Origin of the sequence: Providencia vermicola (assembly GCF_020381325.1) — a bacterium.
Taxonomy (GTDB): Bacteria; Pseudomonadota; Gammaproteobacteria; order Enterobacterales; family Enterobacteriaceae; genus Providencia; species Providencia vermicola.
Genome location: NZ_JAGSPI010000002.1, coordinates 1 through 13,892, shown reverse-complemented (window position 1 = coordinate 13,892; position 13,892 = coordinate 1). Strand labels below are relative to the sequence as shown.

The window sequence follows — 13,892 nt, the reverse complement described above, 5'->3', positions numbered from 1 at the left end:
TACGATAATAGCATAGTAATTTTAATAACTATAATCGCTACTGGATGAAAAAGATAATTCTTATTCATCCAATTAATGCGTGGTATTTTTTTATCAGTTATGTCTGAATTATGTTACTGTTTCCATTCTTTTATGGCTTGAGATGCTATGATGATTAATATTGGTAAACGAGTTAAAAACGAATGATTTCAAGGGAATTATCATGAAAAAATCACTATTATTAGTCTTAATGACGGTTGGTACAGTGGCATTAGCAGGCTGCCAAAGTAGTGCGCAAAATACCAATAAAACGCCAGTTGATCAGGTCTATACTGGGGTATTACCTTGTGCAGATTGCTCAGGCATTGAAGCAACATTGTTAGTTAACCAAGATGGTAGTTATGTAGAACAATTGATTTACTTGGGAACAAAAGACGGCAACAGCGGCTTCCATGAAGCAGGCAAATGGAACCTTGAAGGTAATAAGCTCCGTACTACTAATCCGCAAGGTGAGAATACCTTTTTTGCTAAAGCCGATAATGGTGAGTCCGTCACTTTGCTGGATTTAGAAGGTAACCCAATTGAAACGGAACTGAACTATACGTTAAACCGTGTTCAGCCAAGTAAAAAAATAGGGAAATATCGCTATATGGCGGATGCCGCAGTATTTACAGAGTGTGATACAGGGCGTCAATATTCTGCTTCGGGTATTGAGCTAGAAAAAGCGTACAGCGAAACAGGCGTTGATGGCGGAACACCTGTTTATGTTGAAGTTGAAGGCTATTATACGGTTCGTCCATCAATGGAAGATGGTCAATTTGACCCTGCACTTGTTCAAACAGGGCAAATTAAATTTGATAAAACGGCATCTTGCAAATAATTTAGATGGCATGTATCTCCCTTAAAAAGCTCAATAGAAATATTGGGCTTTTTTATTTAACGTCTTAAAATATCAATAGAAAAACACCTTATCTATATCTGTACTCCTTCAAGCATTCCTTTTTTTGATATCAGTATAACTTTTTTATTGTCGCAAAATATTTGCTTATTTTGTGAGGGTTATCATAGCAGTTGGTCAATCAGAGACAATTTTTGATAACAATGAAATATCGTAAACTAAGGGAAGTCCGTATACTCCATTCAACTAGAAATAATTTTAATTTTTAGTTTGTTGATTTAAGAAAAGCCGTAAGTCTGTAAAAAAACTTATAAATCTAAGCGGTAACTAAAAAATAGAACAAATCAAAGGATAAGGAATGAAGAAGAAAAATATCTATTTATTTTGTTCTGCTGGCATGTCTACTTCATTGTTAGTTAACAAAATGAGGCAACAAGCAGAAAAATATGATGTACCTGTCAACATAGAGGCTTTCCCTGAAAGTTTAGCGAATGAGAAAGGTGTTGACGCAGATTTAGTTTTACTCGGCCCTCAAATTGCTTGGATGTTAACGGATATTCAAAAAATACTACCCAATAAGCCTGTCGAGGTGATTGATTCATTGTTATACGGCAAAGTGGATGGACTTGGGGTATTAAAAGCAGCCGTTGCAAGCATAAAAAAACATACAGCAAATTAACATTAGAGAGCTACCCCTACTCAATAATAACTCCATCAATCTTAGTGCTATTTATTGCAGATTAGCCTAATCAGAATGGAGCACACTCAAAAAATCGAGGGTATTTTTATGAGTCTTGTTATCACTTCGCTTGAAAAGGTGCTTCTGCCCTTCGCAGTTAGATTGGGAAAGCAACCTCACGTTAATGCAATAAAGAATGGTTTTATTCGTATTATGCCGCTGACATTAGTCGGGGCAATGTTTGTATTAATTAATAATGTGTTTTTAAGCTTTGATGCTGGGTCGTTCTTCTACTCATTGGGTGTGAGATTAGAACCATCGACAATTGAAACTTTAAATGGATTTAAAGCGATAGGGGGGAATGTGTATAACGGGACACTAGGTATTATGTCCCTCATGGCGCCCTTTTTTATCTCGATGGCATTAGCTGAAGAGCGAAAAGTTGACCCATTAGCCGCAGGTCTACTGGCTGTTGCTGCTTTTATGACGGTGACACCTTACGAAGTGAATGGTGCTTATGCTGTTGGCGCGAATTGGTTGGGTGGGGCAAATATCATTTCGGGTATTATTTTGGGGTTAGTGGTTGCCGAAATGTTTGCATTTATTGTACGTCGTAACTGGGTGATTAAATTACCTGATAGCGTACCTCCATCTGTTTCCCGTTCATTCTCTGCACTTATTCCTGGTTTTATTATCTTATCAATAATGGGGATTGTGTCATGGGCGCTTTCTAGCGGCATTAGTACAAATTTCCACCAGATTATTATGGATACGGTGTCGACTCCTCTCGCATCAATGGGGAATGTCGTTGGTTGGGCTTATGTGGTATTTACGTCATTGCTGTGGTTCTTCGGTATTCACGGTTCACTTGCCTTGACGGCCTTAGATAGTGGGATTATGACGCCATGGGCACTGGAAAACGTCTCATTATATGCGGAGTATGGTTCGGTCGATGCGGCAATTGCTGCGGGTAAATCTTTCCATATGTGGGCAAAACCAATGCTTGATTCCTACGTCTTCTTAGGCGGAACAGGGGCAACATTAGGGCTGATCATTGCTATCTTTATTGCTTCACGTCGTGCAGATCACCGCCAAGTCGCAAAATTAGCGTTACCAGCGGGTATTTTCCAAATAAATGAGCCAATTATTTTTGGATTACCTATCATCATGAACCCAGTTATGTTTATTCCATTTATTCTGATTCAGCCTTTATTGGCTGGAATAATGGTAGCAGCGTATTCTTTAGGGATTATCCCACCAGTGACCAATATTGCACCGTGGACAATGCCAACAGGCTTAGCTGCCTTCTTTAACACCAATGGAAGTATTGCCGCCTTACTACTTGCTTTATTTAACCTTGGTGTTGCTGTTCTGGTTTATCTACCATTTGTGGTGATTTCGAATAAAGCCCAAAACACGATAGATGAAGAAGAAAGCGAAGAAGATATTGCTAATGCACTGAAGTTTTAAAAAACGGAGGAGCTTGCTCCTCCCATTTAAGTAGAGATAAAAATATGTTTGAACTCGATGATATTCAAGAAGATGAAACTAATGAATTAGAAGAAGTTGTCATGGGTTTAATTATTAATGCAGGTCAAGCGAGAAGTTTAGCTTATACCGCATTAAGAAAGGCTAAAGAGGGCGACTTCGCCACGGCCAAAAGTTTAATGGAGCAATCCCACTCTTCTTTGAATGAAGCACATAAAGTACAAACTCAGCTCATTGAAAGCGACATGGGGGAGGGCAGAATTAAAGTTAGTTTAGTCCTTGTTCATGCTCAAGATCATTTAATGAATGCCATGCTAGCTCGCGAATTGATTACTGAATTAATTGAGCTACATGAAAAATTAAACCGTTAAAAGGGGATAATGATGCAGACACTGATGAAAAGAACTGACACTAATGCTGAAATTAAATTAGTTCAAGAAAGCGAACTGTTTAACAATAAAACCTTTCATGTCTTTATTTATAATAAAGTTGAGAGTGCAAGTGGACTGCATCAACATGACTATTATGAATATACGATTGTATTAACGGGGCGTTGTTACCAATTTATTAATGGAAAAAAGATATTATTAGAGCGAGGGGATTTTGTTTTTTTACCTATTGGCTCATATCACGAAAGTGCTTATGACTTTGGGCCAACTCGAATATTAAATGTTGGAATTAGCAAATCGTTTTTTGATAAACACTATTTGCCATTATTACCAAGCTGCTTTGTTGCGTCACAAAGCTATCCATTAAAAAATGAATTTATGGCTTATATTGAGTCCGTCATCGCCTCTTTAAATTTTAGAGATAGCGAATTTAATGAGTTTATTGAATTAGTCACGTTTAATGTCGTCAATAGATTACGTCATTTTCGCGAAAAAAGCCTGCAAGATGATGCTCCTCAATGGCTTAAAAATACACTTGAAGACATGCACGATATTGCGATGTTCAGTGAAAGTGCTCTGCAAAATATGATCACTATGACGGGGAAATCACAAGAGTATTTAACAAGGGCGACAAAACGTTTTTATGGTAAAACACCAATGCAAATTATTAACGATATCAGAATTAATTTTGCTAAAAAACAATTAGAAATTACCAACTATTCGATTACCGATATTGCATTTGAGTCTGGTTACAGTAGCCCAAGTTTATTTGTGAAAAAATTTAAAGAGTCAACCTCACTGACGCCAAGTGATTATCGGAAAAATTTATACAGTGTTGAGCAGAAAATGGTGGGTTAATTAGTATTAATTAAACTAAGTTTCAAAACATTCTTAATTAAAAAATTCAAGCATAACCATCTTTTCTAATAAAGATGGTGTGCCTTTCTATGTCTATTGTATAAGGTTCTATGAGGTTAATATGACTCAGAAGTTAAAAGTTGTCACGATTGGTGGCGGTAGTAGCTATACACCTGAATTACTCGAAGGTTTTATTAAACGTTACCATGAGCTTCCGATCACTGAGTTATGGTTGGTGGATGTTGAGGAAGGCAAAGAAAAACTAGAGATTATTTTTGATTTATGCGAACGCATGGTTAAACATGCAAACATTCCATTAAAAATAGTGAAGACATTGGATCGCAAAGAAGCACTTAAAGATGCTGATTTTGTGACTACGCAATTAAGGGTCGGCCAATTAAAAGCTCGTGAATTAGATGAGTCTATTCCATTAAAGCATGGTTATCTAGGCCAAGAAACCAATGGTGCTGGAGGATTATTTAAAGGGTTGCGTACCATCCCAGTTATTTTTGACATTATTAAAGATGTGGAAGAAATTTGCCCTAATGCATGGGTGATTAATTTTACTAACCCTGCCGGGATGGTGACAGAAGCGGTTTACCGGCACACTAACTTTAAGCGTTTTATTGGTGTGTGTAATATTCCTATTGGCATGAAAATGTTTATTACAGATGTTCTTAATCTGTCAGATAACGATGAGTTATCCATCGACTTATTCGGTTTAAACCATATGGTTTTTATCAAGGATGTGATTGTTAATGGAGTTTCTCGTTTTGATGAGCTATTAAATGGTATTGCGTCAGGTACGTTAAGTGCCAACTCAGTAAAAAACATCACTGACCTTGCGTTTGAAGAAGGACTAATTCGCAGCTTAAATCTGATCCCTTGTTCTTATTTACTGTATTACTTTAAACCAAAAGAAATGTTAGCTATCGAGCTTGGTGAATATTATAAAGGTGGGGCTCGAGCTCAAATAGTGCAAAAAGTAGAGCATCGGCTATTTGAACTTTATAAGGATCCATCACTATATGTGAAACCTAAAGAGCTTGAGTTACGTGGTGGAGCCTATTATTCGGATGCAGCTTGTGAAGTCATTAACGCGATTTATAACGATAAAAATACGGAGCATTACGTTAATATTCCACATCAGGGGCATATTGATAATATTCCTGAAGATTGGACGGTGGAAATGACTTGCCTACTTGGGCGTGATGGTGCGAAACCGCACCCACGAGTAACGCATTTTGATGATAAAGTACTTGGCTTAATTTATACCTTAAAAAACTTTGAAATTGCTACTAGCCAAGCAGCTGTCAATGGTCAGTTTAATGATGTATTACTGGCGATGAATTTGAACCCATTAATTCACTCCGATAATGATGCGCGTTTAATTTCGAAAGAACTACTTATCGCCCATAAAAAACACCTGCCGAACTTTGCAGCAGCTATACAACAACTTGAGCAGGAAAGTTAATTAGTTAAATTGCTTATAGCATTAAGGGAGAACAAATGGCTTCATTACTTATTGTGAATGCCGATGATTTTGGATTATGCGAAGCTGTGAATTACGGCATTATCGAATCTCATCGCAATGGCGTTGTTAATTCAACGAGTGCAATGATGAATATGCCTGCCATATCTCACGCGGCTAAATTAAGTCATGAAAATCCGAGTTTAGCGGTGGGAATGCATTTTGTTTTAACGGCAGGTAAGCCTTTTTCATCAATGCCGACTCTCAGTCGGAATGGAATGTTGGGTAAATGGCTGTGGGATATCGATATTAATGATTTACCTTTATCTGAGATTGAACAAGAACTGAATCTGCAATATCACAAATTTATTGAAATTTTTGGCCAAAAGCCCAGCCATATTGATAGCCATCATCATGTACATATGATTGAAGGAATTTTCCCAATAGTCGTGGGTTTTGCACAAGAACAGGGAGTTGCATTGCGTGTAGACCGCCAATTAGAAAAAAATTGGCCACCATTGTCATATCAAGTGGCAAGCACTGACTGTTTCAGTAGTGAGTTTTATGGTGATGAGATTTCAGAAACATTGTTTTTGAAGATTATTGATGAAGCCAAAGCACAGGGCCACCACTCTATTGAGGTCATGAGTCATCCCGCTTTTATTGATAATGCGTTATTAAAAAGCAACTACGCTTATCCACGTTTAAATGAGTTGGAAGTATTAACCTCGGAAAATTTAAAATCACAAATAATAGCTCGTGGTTTTAAAGTTGGTTCCTACCGAGATATTTAAAAAAAAGCCCAAATTCAATATGACTAGAATTTGGGCTCTATTTTTTGGCTTTTAACCTAACTTATTTGCCGAGCTTACCTTTAAGGAAACTAACGACATTTTCTAAGCCAACCAATTCTTTATCATCACTGCGGCGTGATTTATATTCAATCTGGTTGTTATCTAAGTTGCGGTCACCAATCACGATAGTGTATGGAACACCAATCAGCTCCATATCTGCAAACATCACACCTGGGCGTTCTTTACGGTCATCAAAAATCACATCAATGCCGTTTGCTTTTAAGTCTGCATACAGTTTTTCAGCGACTTCTTTAACGCGATAAGATTTGTGCATGTTCATTGGCAAAATAGCAACTTGGAAAGGTGCAATTGCATCTGGCCAAATAATTCCACGATCATCATGGCTTTGTTCAATAGCTGCGGCGACGATACGTGTTACACCAATACCATAACAACCCATGGTGACGATTTGGTTGTGACCTTCTTCGTTCTGTACAGATGCTTTCATCGCTTCTGAGTATTTGGTACCTAATTGGAAAATATGACCAACTTCGATACCACGTTTAATTTGTAGTACACCTTTACCGTCTGGGCTTGGATCACCTTCGACGACATTGCGCAAATCATAAGTTTCAGGTAATGCTAAATCACGTTCCCAGTTGATGCCAAAGTAATGTTTACCATCAACATTTGCACCTGCACCAAAGTCACTCATCACTGCAACACTGCGATCGATAACAATCGGTAGAGGCATATTGATCGGGCCTAGTGATCCTGGGCCGGCATTCACTGCATTTCTGATCTCAGCTTCTGTTGCAAACTCAAGTGGACTAGCGACTAAAGGATGTTTTTCAGCTTTAACTTCATTTAGTTCATGATCGCCGCGGATTAATAGTGCCACTAACGTATGACCTGAATCTTTTTCGGCATGAACAATGAGAGTCTTAACTGTTTTCTCAACAGGTAAGTTAAATTGCTCAACCAACTCAGCAATTGTTTTTGCATTTGGTGTATCGACTAAACGAAGCTCTTCGGTTGGTGCCCCGCGTGGCGTGGTTGGCGCTAATGCTTCGGCAAATTCGATATTTGCGGCATAGTCAGACTCAGTGGAGAAAATAACATCATCTTCACCGTTTTTTGCTAACACTTGGAATTCGTGAGATGCACTACCACCGATGGAACCAGTGTCTGCTTGAACCGCTCTGAAATCAAAGCCAATACGCGTGAAAATTTTGCTATATGCTTCGTACATTGCATCATAGGTTTCTTGCAATGATTCTTGGCTAATGTGGAAAGAGTATGCATCTTTCATAATAAATTCGCGTGAACGCATGACGCCAAAACGTGGGCGAACTTCATCACGGAATTTGGTTTGAATTTGGAATAAATTTAATGGCAGTTGTTTATAAGACGTGATTTCGTTACGCACTAAATCAGTGATCACTTCTTCATGGGTTGGACCAAGGACAAACGGGCGCTCACCGCGGTCAACAAAACGCAGTAACTCAGGACCATACTGTTCCCAACGTCCACTTTCTTGCCATAAATCTGCAGGCTGAACGACAGGTAAAGATACCTCGATAGCGCCTGCATTTTCCATTTCTTCACGGACGATGTTTTCGACTTTACGCAGAACACGCACGCCTGTGGGTAACCAGTCATACAGACCAGAGGCAAGTTTACGGATCATTCCTGCACGCAGCATCAGCTGGTGGCTGATAACTTCTGCATCCGCAGGGGTCTCTTTTAGAGTTGAGAGCAGATATTTGCTAGTACGCATTGTATAGGTTCCATTAGAACAACAAATTATGGCAAGCCGCTTGCTTACCAAAGTATATAGAGAGCTAGTCTACCAGCGACTGAGACTCGCCAAAAGGGGTTAACACGTTTTTTCATAGGGTTCGATAGCGAATACTTCAGTCACACCATTAAATACTCGCCAACGAATATTAAAATCTAATAAATGAACTGCATAGTCACGAATTTCAGTAGATTGTTTTTTATACGCAGGGCGAGGGTCTTGCATCAAAACTTGTTCAATAAATTGCTTTAGAGCCGGATATTGATGTTGATAAGAGGCTAATTGGTTTTCAACGGCTTGTGTGAATATAACCTGCATATTATCTGAAGGTGCATCCTGAGCATATCCCGCAGCTGCTTCTGGTATTGCCTCTGCAAAAGGTAAATAAGGCTTGATATCAATGACAGGCGTACCGTCAACGAGATCCAGACTGCCAAGCTCGAGTATAGCTTGGTTATTTTTGATGGAAATTCCTTTTAACTGAACAAGGGACATACCAATTGGATTTGGTCTAAATGTTGAACGAGTTGCAAACACACCCATTTTATCATTACCACCGAGACGAGGTGGGCGAACTAATGGTTTCCAGCCGCCTTTCATTGTTTGATGAAAAACAAAAATTACCCAGATATGACTAAACTGCATTAAGCCACGAACGGTATTGGCATCATTGAAAGGGGGATGAAGGTGTAGACGTCCTACACCACCTGGAACAAGCCCAGGTTGGCGCGGGATGGCAAACTTTTCTTTATATGGAGATTCGATATGACCAATAGCGTCAAATTGAAAAGATTGCATGTGACGGTTATTCAACAATTTTTAATGCGCTACCTTCACAAATCGTTGCTTGATAACAACCAGGAGCGGTCATTGTCTGGCATTGGTGCAAAAGGACAGCATCAGCAGCGATAAAAGCAGCTTGTGATAACATACTGTTTTTCGCTGTATTTAGATTTGCAGGAGGGCTTTGAACGCTTTCTCTGCAAGACTCACCAGAAACAATACCTAAATCTTTGAAAGGCATCCCTAGGAGTTCTTCAGGGCTATTCATTAATTTAACATTTGCTGTTTCTGGTTCTTCAGTCACACTTGGCACAGGCTTAGACAATTTCATACTCGTGAAACCTTTGTTTGCCCCTGGACTCGTGTATTGGTTAATCCCACACCCAGCTAACGTGAACGCCGCTAAGGTGAGCAATAACAGTCTCATAAGTTATTACCTTTCTTATATGATTCAATAAAATATCGTTATTTTTATAGTCTATAAATTGCAAAAAATACCAGGTGGCACGGAGCCATCTGGTATTTTAATCGTTTTTTTAATAATAAAAAAGATTACCAGCCTTTAACTGCGCCACCATCAAAAACTTCGTTAGCTTTGTTAGCAACTTCATCTGATTGATAAGCTTGGATAAATTTCTTTACATTTTCGTTATCTTTATTGTCTTCACGGGCAACAATAATATTCACATACGGAGAATCTTTATCTTCAACAAATAAACCATCTTTTGCAGGCGTCAGTTTAGGTGTTGCGCTGCTAGCCCAAGTTGTATTGATGATAGCTAAAGCAATTTTTTGGTCATCAAGTGCGCGTGGTAGCTGTGGCGCTTCTAGTTCAACAAACTTCAGACCTTTTGGATTCTCAACAACATCCAGGACAGTAGGCATTAAACCTGTGCCATCTTTTAGTTTAATTAAACCTTGTTGTTGCAGTAGCAGTAAAGAACGACCTAAGTTTGTTGGGTCATTCGGTAATGCGATTTGTGAGCCATCAGCTAACTCATCAACAGATTTGATTTTTTTAGAGTAAGCAGCAATTGGGTAAATAAACGTATTGCCAACTGGTACTAACTTATAATTACGATCTTTAATTTGTTGATCAAGGTATGGCTTGTGTTGAAAGGCGTTTAAATCAATATCGCCTTTGCTTAATGCTTCGTTTGGTAATACGAAATCATTAAATGAAACCAGCTCAACATCTAAACCGTATTTTTCTTTAGCAACTTTTTGTGCGACTTCAGCAACTTCTAATTCTTTGCCCATGATCACACCAACTTTAATGCTGTTAGCATCTTTTTCTTTTTCGCCACAGCCCGCTAAAACGAGTGTGCCTAATAGCGCGCCGACAACTGCGATAGATTTTAATTTAATAGACATTGGTATTACCCCTTTCATACGGACTTTATAAGCACCTTAATGGCGCCGCTATTTTACTGACTATCGATGTGAAACTTTTTTCATTAAGTACTCGCCACCAAACTGGATTGCGTTTACTAAAATGACAAGAAGAACAATTACGGTATTCATCACAACAGGGTTATAGGTTTGGTAACCATATTGCAAAGCGATTTGACCCAAACCACCGGCTCCTACTGCGCCGCCCATTGCGGAATAACCAACTAACATAATTAAAGTAATAGTTGCTGCGTTAATCAGGCTTGGCATTGCTTCAGGGATCAATATCTTACGAATGATCTGAAGAGGCGTTGCCCCCATGGCACGTGCTGATTCAATCAAACCACTTGGAATTTCTAATAACGCATTCTCAACCATACGTGCAATAAATGGCGCGGCACCAATGGTTAAAGGGACGATAGCGGCTTTTAAACCAATGGTTGTACCCACTAAAAATGACGTTAATGGAATAATCCAAACGAGTAAAATAATAAATGGTACTGAACGGAAAATATTAATTATAACGGCAAGTGCACGATATAAACCGACATTTTCCATCACTTGGTCTTTACGCGTAATATAAAGCAAAACACCTAATGGTAAGCCTAAAACAAAGCCTAAAAAGCCAGAAACAAAGGTCATTGTGATAGTGTCGATGGTGCCGTTAATCAGCAAATAAATCATTCTCTCAGACATAACCCAAAACCTCTACTTTCACGTGGTGCTCTTTCAAAAATTCAATTGTGGACTCAACACCACCATTAATGCCATGTAGCTCAGCTAGCATCACACCAAATTTTACGCCGCCTGCGTAATCAATCTGAGAGCTTAAAATATTAATATCAATATCAAACTTACGTACTGCCATTGAAATTAGTGGTGCATCAACGGATTGACCTGTAAATTCTAATTTCACTAATGGCGATAAATCTTTACCAGCCTCTGTACTCATACGCTCTTTATAGTCATCTGGAATATCAATAACTAACGTTGACTGAATAAAAGCCTGTGCAACAGGTGTTTTCGGGTGAGAGAACACTTCGCTCACTTTATCTTGTTCGATTAATTGACCGCCACTAATCACTGCAACTTGGTCGCAAATACGTTTTACGACATCCATTTCGTGAGTGATTAATAAGATGGTTAACCCTAAACGACGGTTAATGTCTTTTAATAGTTCTAAAATGGAACGCGTTGTTGCAGGGTCTAATGCGCTAGTCGCTTCGTCACACAGTAAAACTTTTGGTGAATTTGCTAAAGCCCGCGCGATTGCAACACGTTGCTTTTGCCCACCAGATAAATTAGCAGGATAAGCCTCTTTCTTTTCACTTAAACCGACTAACTCTAATAGCTCATCAACTCGCTCTTTAATTTTGTCTTTAGGCGTATTGTCGAGTTCTAGTGGTAAAGCAACATTATCAAAAACAGTGCGCGAAGATAATAAGTTAAAATGTTGGAAAATCATGCCAATACCGCGGCGTGCTCTCGTCAACGCTTTTTCTGTCATTAATGTTAAATCTTGCCCATCAACAACAACTTGGCCTGAGGTTGGGCGCTCTAGCATGTTCACGCAACGAATTAACGTACTTTTACCTGCGCCTGAAGCACCAATAACGCCATATATCTGACCAGAAGGTACATGCAAGCTAATATCAGTCAGCGCTTGGATGCTACGGCTTCCTTGCTGGAAAACTTTATTTATATTTGAGAGCTTTATCATTTATGTTTTCTAACTTTTATCTGAATTGTTCTTTAGATAGTGTATCTAATATGGTTGGATGTTAAGGCGTCTAGACGTCTAAGTCAATAAAGATTGTGCGATTTATTCTATTCTCATTTCATTTCTTTTCGTGAGATACTAAAAAGATATTTAGTTTGAGGAGTAAACAGGTGAGTAACGGGATACCAGCAGTCTTTTTAGACAGAGACGGAACAATTAATATCGATCATGGCTATGTACATAAAATAGATGACTTCGAATTTATTGAAGGCGCAATTGAAGCCATGTTGGAATTAAAAAAAATGGGTTATGCATTAGTGGTTGTCACAAATCAATCGGGTATTGGTCGTGGCATTTATACCGAAGACCAATTTATGCAATTAACCGAATGGATGGACTGGTCGCTTGCCGATCGTGGTGTTGACCTGGACGGCATTTATTTCTGCCCACATCACGCTGAGTCAGATGTTGAAGAATATCGCCAAGACTGTAATTGTCGTAAACCAAAACCTGGCATGTTATTAGATGCTCAGGCTTTCTTAAATATAGATATGGCAGCTTCTATAATGGTTGGTGATAAACTCGCAGATATTTTAGCAGGTAAAGCAGCAAAAGTTGGGGCGACAGTGTTAGTTAAAAGTGGCGAACCTGTGACAGAAGAAGCCATGAATAGTGCCGATTTCGTGATTAATAGCATTGCAGACCTGCCTGAAACGCTAAAAAGAATCAAAAAATAGTCATTTTGGGTGATAAGCGAGCAGTCAGAAAAAAAGTTTTAAAAAACACTTGCCAGATTTTTCTGACTCCCTATAATGCGCATCCACTGACCGGGAACAAGACAACGCAAAGCGCGGTGAACACTGAAACGGCAGCGAGAGATTCTGAAAAGAAAAAGCAAAAAATTGCTTGACTCTCACGGAGGAAAACGTATTATACGCCTCCTCGCAGCAACGACCCAGAAGGTCAAATTTCAATACGAAATGCTGCAACGCTCTTTAACAATTTATCAGACAATCTGTGTGGGCACTCACAGGACACTATCAAAAAAATATTTGATTTTAAGTCTTGAAGAGTGACTAACACGTTAATTCATATATATGAACTAATAGGTAATCTGGTTTCTTTGGAAATCAGGCGACAGTAAACATTCTTTGAGCATCAAGCTTTTTAATTGAAGAGTTTGATCATGGCTCAGATTGAACGCTGGCGGCAGGCCTAACACATGCAAGTCGAGCGGTAACAGGGGAAGCTTGCTTCCCGCTGACGAGCGGCGGACGGGTGAGTAATGTATGGGGATCTGCCCGATAGAGGGGGATAACCACTGGAAACGGTGGCTAATACCGCATAATCTCTTAGGAGCAAAGCAGGGGAACTTCGGTCCTTGCGCTATCGGATGAACCCATATGGGATTAGCTAGTAGGTGGGGTAATGGCTCACCTAGGCGACGATCCCTAGCTGGTCTGAGAGGATGATCAGCCACACTGGGACTGAGACACGGCCCAGACTCCTACGGGAGGCAGCAGTGGGGAATATTGCACAATGGGCGCAAGCCTGATGCAGCCATGCCGCGTGTATGAAGAAGGCCCTAGGGTTGTAAAGTACTTTCAGTCGGGAGGAAGGCGTTGATGCTAATATCATCA

General features: G+C 39.4%; 14 protein-coding genes and 1 rRNA gene. 9 read left to right on the top strand and 6 right to left on the bottom strand.

Annotated elements, in window-relative coordinates:
* The first annotated feature begins 202 nt into the window (after positions 1-202).
* From nlpE to chbG, 7 genes are all read left to right on the top strand, one after another.
* A complete protein-coding gene (nlpE, locus tag KDJ85_RS02650) occupies positions 203-859 on the top strand; it encodes an envelope stress response activation lipoprotein NlpE (protein ID WP_225818370.1) in 657 nt (218 codons plus the stop codon).
* Between the two features lie 376 nt (positions 860-1,235).
* Positions 1,236-1,556, top strand: a complete 321-nt coding sequence (locus KDJ85_RS02645) for a PTS sugar transporter subunit IIB (RefSeq protein ID WP_225818369.1) — start codon at positions 1,236-1,238, stop codon at positions 1,554-1,556.
* 108 nt (positions 1,557-1,664) lie between these two features.
* Positions 1,665-3,026 (top strand): PTS N,N'-diacetylchitobiose transporter subunit IIC, encoded by a 1,362-nt coding sequence (gene chbC / locus KDJ85_RS02640; protein WP_225818368.1) that lies wholly within the window; start codon positions 1,665-1,667, stop codon positions 3,024-3,026.
* A 44-nt stretch (positions 3,027-3,070) separates the two neighbouring features.
* Positions 3,071-3,415 (top strand): PTS N,N'-diacetylchitobiose transporter subunit IIA, encoded by a 345-nt coding sequence (gene chbA, locus KDJ85_RS02635; protein ID WP_047756063.1) that lies wholly within the window; start codon positions 3,071-3,073, stop codon positions 3,413-3,415.
* A 9-nt stretch (positions 3,416-3,424) separates the two neighbouring features.
* Complete coding sequence (gene chbR, locus KDJ85_RS02630; RefSeq protein ID WP_225818367.1) at positions 3,425-4,291, top strand: transcriptional regulator ChbR; 867 nt, start codon at positions 3,425-3,427, stop codon at positions 4,289-4,291.
* A 121-nt stretch (positions 4,292-4,412) separates the two neighbouring features.
* On the top strand, positions 4,413-5,765 hold the full coding sequence (locus KDJ85_RS02625) for a 6-phospho-beta-glucosidase (protein ID WP_225818366.1): 1,353 nt from the start codon (positions 4,413-4,415) through the stop codon (positions 5,763-5,765).
* A gap of 35 nt (positions 5,766-5,800) precedes the next feature.
* Positions 5,801-6,556 (top strand): chitin disaccharide deacetylase, encoded by a 756-nt coding sequence (gene chbG, locus KDJ85_RS02620; protein ID WP_225818365.1) that lies wholly within the window; start codon positions 5,801-5,803, stop codon positions 6,554-6,556.
* A 61-nt stretch (positions 6,557-6,617) separates the two neighbouring features.
* On the opposite strand, the gene proS is transcribed toward chbG, so the two are convergent.
* The 6 genes from proS to metN form a co-directional block, all read right to left on the bottom strand.
* Positions 6,618-8,336 carry a proline--tRNA ligase gene (gene proS / locus KDJ85_RS02615; RefSeq protein ID WP_225818364.1) on the bottom strand — a complete coding sequence of 573 codons (1,719 nt, stop codon included), beginning with the start codon at positions 8,334-8,336 and terminating at the stop codon, positions 6,618-6,620.
* 99 nt (positions 8,337-8,435) lie between these two features.
* Complete coding sequence (gene tsaA / locus KDJ85_RS02610; protein ID WP_225818363.1) at positions 8,436-9,155, bottom strand: tRNA (N6-threonylcarbamoyladenosine(37)-N6)-methyltransferase TrmO; 720 nt, start codon at positions 9,153-9,155, stop codon at positions 8,436-8,438.
* Positions 9,156-9,162: 7 nt separating this feature from the next.
* Positions 9,163-9,567, bottom strand: a complete 405-nt coding sequence (gene rcsF, locus KDJ85_RS02605) for an Rcs stress response system protein RcsF (RefSeq protein ID WP_047756065.1) — start codon at positions 9,565-9,567, stop codon at positions 9,163-9,165.
* A 125-nt stretch (positions 9,568-9,692) separates the two neighbouring features.
* Positions 9,693-10,514 carry a MetQ/NlpA family lipoprotein gene (locus KDJ85_RS02600; RefSeq protein WP_225818362.1) on the bottom strand — a complete coding sequence of 274 codons (822 nt, stop codon included), beginning with the start codon at positions 10,512-10,514 and terminating at the stop codon, positions 9,693-9,695.
* A 60-nt stretch (positions 10,515-10,574) separates the two neighbouring features.
* Positions 10,575-11,228, bottom strand: coding sequence for a methionine ABC transporter permease MetI (metI, locus tag KDJ85_RS02595; protein ID WP_206083774.1), 654 nt, complete (start codon positions 11,226-11,228; stop codon positions 10,575-10,577).
* Positions 11,221-12,252: a methionine ABC transporter ATP-binding protein MetN gene (metN, locus tag KDJ85_RS02590; RefSeq protein ID WP_225818361.1), complete on the bottom strand. Its 1,032-nt coding sequence runs from the start codon at positions 12,250-12,252 to the stop codon at positions 11,221-11,223. Before metN ends, metI begins: the two co-directional genes overlap by 8 nt.
* A gap of 170 nt (positions 12,253-12,422) precedes the next feature.
* Here metN and gmhB point away from each other — a divergent pair, with 170 nt between their 5' ends.
* On the top strand, positions 12,423-12,989 hold the full coding sequence (gene gmhB / locus KDJ85_RS02585; protein WP_225818360.1) for a D-glycero-beta-D-manno-heptose 1,7-bisphosphate 7-phosphatase: 567 nt from the start codon (positions 12,423-12,425) through the stop codon (positions 12,987-12,989).
* 431 nt (positions 12,990-13,420) lie between these two features.
* Positions 13,421-13,892, top strand: a 16S ribosomal RNA gene (locus tag KDJ85_RS02580); the annotation flags it as partial.

Bases quoted from the DNA above. Each gene is read 5' to 3' on its own strand.
- nlpE (WP_225818370.1), top strand. From the start codon at position 203: ATGAAAAAATCACTATTATTAGTCTTAATGACGGTTGGTACAGTGGCA.
- KDJ85_RS02645 (WP_225818369.1), top strand. From the start codon at position 1,236: ATGAAGAAGAAAAATATCTATTTATTTTGTTCTGCTGGCATGTCTACT.
- chbC (WP_225818368.1), top strand. From the start codon at position 1,665: ATGAGTCTTGTTATCACTTCGCTTGAAAAGGTGCTTCTGCCCTTCGCA.
- chbA (WP_047756063.1), top strand. From the start codon at position 3,071: ATGTTTGAACTCGATGATATTCAAGAAGATGAAACTAATGAATTAGAA.
- chbR (WP_225818367.1), top strand. From the start codon at position 3,425: ATGATGCAGACACTGATGAAAAGAACTGACACTAATGCTGAAATTAAA.
- KDJ85_RS02625 (WP_225818366.1), top strand. From the start codon at position 4,413: ATGACTCAGAAGTTAAAAGTTGTCACGATTGGTGGCGGTAGTAGCTAT.
- chbG (WP_225818365.1), top strand. From the start codon at position 5,801: ATGGCTTCATTACTTATTGTGAATGCCGATGATTTTGGATTATGCGAA.
- proS (WP_225818364.1), bottom strand. From the start codon at position 8,336: ATGCGTACTAGCAAATATCTGCTCTCAACTCTAAAAGAGACCCCTGCG.
- tsaA (WP_225818363.1), bottom strand. From the start codon at position 9,155: ATGCAATCTTTTCAATTTGACGCTATTGGTCATATCGAATCTCCATAT.
- rcsF (WP_047756065.1), bottom strand. From the start codon at position 9,567: ATGAGACTGTTATTGCTCACCTTAGCGGCGTTCACGTTAGCTGGGTGT.
- KDJ85_RS02600 (WP_225818362.1), bottom strand. From the start codon at position 10,514: ATGTCTATTAAATTAAAATCTATCGCAGTTGTCGGCGCGCTATTAGGC.
- metI (WP_206083774.1), bottom strand. From the start codon at position 11,228: ATGTCTGAGAGAATGATTTATTTGCTGATTAACGGCACCATCGACACT.
- metN (WP_225818361.1), bottom strand. From the start codon at position 12,252: ATGATAAAGCTCTCAAATATAAATAAAGTTTTCCAGCAAGGAAGCCGT.